At 35.3% G+C, this 2,534-nt stretch carries 2 protein-coding genes; both read right to left on the minus strand.

Annotated features, from left to right (window positions below; all coding sequences use genetic code 11):
• Positions 1–174: 174 nt before the first annotated feature.
• Positions 175–429 (minus strand): DUF6952 family protein, encoded by a 255-nt coding sequence (locus RLO81_RS07180; protein ID WP_350109313.1) that lies wholly within the window; start codon positions 427–429, stop codon positions 175–177.
• A 94-nt stretch (positions 430–523) separates the two neighbouring features.
• A complete protein-coding gene (locus RLO81_RS07185; RefSeq protein WP_350109316.1) occupies positions 524–2,449 on the minus strand; it encodes an ATP-binding protein in 1,926 nt (641 codons plus the stop codon).
• Positions 2,450–2,534 lie beyond the last annotated feature (85 nt).

Below are 2,534 nucleotides of genomic sequence, written 5' to 3' on the forward strand. Positions count from 1 at the left end.
GAAAAAGGAGTCTTATTCTCCTTCAAAACCCCAGCGCACAAAGCTCACTACAAAAAATCCATTGAAGAGATTCTGGCAATGGTTAAATGACCCGTACGCTTAGTCCAACGAATAATTTTCTATTAACAATACATAATTAGATACAGCCAATTTTTAATTGCACATTGTCAATTGCTAATTGATAGACCCCATTACCCTTTTCATAAAACCATTCAGGGCTTCTTTTTTATCAGTTCCACCTTTTATGTCTTTGCTCACTTCTAATGCCCCGTAAAGGTTAGAAAGTAATTCACCTACCACCTCCAATTCTTCATCCTTTATACCAGGTGCTTCGGCTAGGTTTTCTAATAGTTCAATCGTTTCTACCACCCAATCTTCATCATGGGTATCAACAAACTCTACAATATGCTTTATCAAAGGTAGTCTCATAGTCTCATTTTTATGGCTGCAAAGCTCTTGATTATGATTCACTAATTCTTGGTTTCACAATCAATAAAACCAATTACTTAATAAGGGAAACTGATTAAGCTTTAGGAATTGTAAGAGTAAATGTGGTTCCCACGTTTTCCTCGCTTTGTACTTCAATTTTAATATTGTTTTTCGAAGCGTATTCACAGCACAGTATTAACCCTAACCCGGTTCCTTTTTCCCCGGCTGTACCAACACGTGACGTTTTGTGTAGTTCAAATAAACCATGCAGTAATTCATCAGACATGCCTTCGCCAGTGTCTTTTACAACAAGAAATACCTCTTGATCTGATTGACTGGCTCGTAATGTAACTTTACCTTGATTGTTTGTGTATTTGATTGCATTATTAATCAAGTTTCTAATAATAATAGTGACTTGATCTTTATCAGCCTTAACCAGCATTGGTTCAGATGCATCAAAATCAAGTTTAATATGCTTCTGATCTGCAACATTTTTAAAAACACCAACCAATTCATCTGCCAACTCATTTAAATTGAAAACTACTGGCTCTGTTTTAACTTGCTGCATCTGCAATTTTGCCCATTCAATTAAATTCTCTGTCATTTTTAGGGTTGCATCTACGTTGGTTTTTAACTGCCCAATCATTTTAGCTACTTCCTCTTTTGACATGTGATCATAATGTTTAGCTACTAAATCTGAAAAAGCTAGTAAGGAGTGAAGTGGACTTCGCATATCATGGGATACAATGGAAAACATTTTATCTTTTGTAGCATTGAGTTCTTCTAATTCTTCAGACTTGTTTTTTATCTGCTCTTTTTGCAGTTCTAATTGGGTATTTGATTTTTTTAACTTCTTAAAACTCACCAAAACAAAAATCACTGATGCAGCAGCAATTAAAGCCAAAAAACCAATGGTAAAAATCAGTTTCTTTTGATAGGCAATAACCGCTTCAGAAATATCCTTTTCTTTTAGCAAATATTCATTTTGAAGATTCGTGCGTAACGAATTGTAAGCCGCATCAATTAGACCTTCCATATCCGACCTTGAGGCTAATTTCATAGAGTCAGTTAGCTTGCGGTACTTGCTCATATAATCCTCAGCTAACTCATAGTTTTTTGCACTCAGGTAAAGCTCTACCAACCTGAAATAAATCTCTGAAAGTTCTTTGGCAAGGCTATTATTTTCTGCGAATTTCAGACTTCTTACCAGTAGCTTTAATTCTTCTTCATGATTATTTTCTTCTTCATATATCTTAGCCAAATTAATAAATGATTCTAATGTTGCCTGCTTTTGAGCATTTGAACCCAGTTTATCAGAAATATTTATGGCTTGTGATAAGTAATATTTAGCTGAGTCATAATTCTCTTCTTTCATATAAACCCGCCCCATTGCCTTATAGGAAAAGGTCTGTGCCAGTTCGTTTCCGATTCTACTATTTATCGCGATTGATGTATTTAGGAGTTCTTTCGCTTTATTTAAACTATCCAGATGGTATAAAGCCTCGCCATAATTCAGGCAAGTGATTGAATACCTATGCTCGGGCCCGTTTTTTTTAAAATAATTATGTGATAACTGATGATGTTCTGCTGATTTGGCATGCAAGCCTTGGAGACGATATAAGTTTCCTGTGGTGATGTGATTATTGGCAAGTCCTTCCATGTCACCAAGTTTTTCAAAAATTCGACTTGCTTTAACACCCAATTCTGTAGACAATGTAAAAAGCCCTTGGGCAGCATATATGGAAGATTGAATACGATAGGAATATGCAATATCAGCCTCACTATCCAGTTCTTTAGCCAGCTTCTCTGATAATTTGGCAAACTTCATAGCCTCATCATCGTCAACATAAACCAACTCTCTACTCAGAATATAGGTAATTCTTACCCGCTGAGAATCTGATAGTTCGGTTTTCAAAAGCGTTTTTAGGCTATCAATTTCAATAAATTGAGCTGAGGCTTTGCCTGAAATGCCAATCAGCAAAGCGCAGAGGTAAAGTATTACATAATAATGTTTAAACACCAAGTGTTAATATAAACCACTCTAAGGTTATTTAAAACCGTCTGGTAAATTCGATTTCAAATACCTGAGAATAATTTAAAAAGTA

Origin of the sequence: Fulvivirga sp., from assembly GCF_040220315.1 — a bacterium.
Taxonomy (GTDB): Bacteria; Bacteroidota; Bacteroidia; order Cytophagales; family Cyclobacteriaceae; genus Fulvivirga.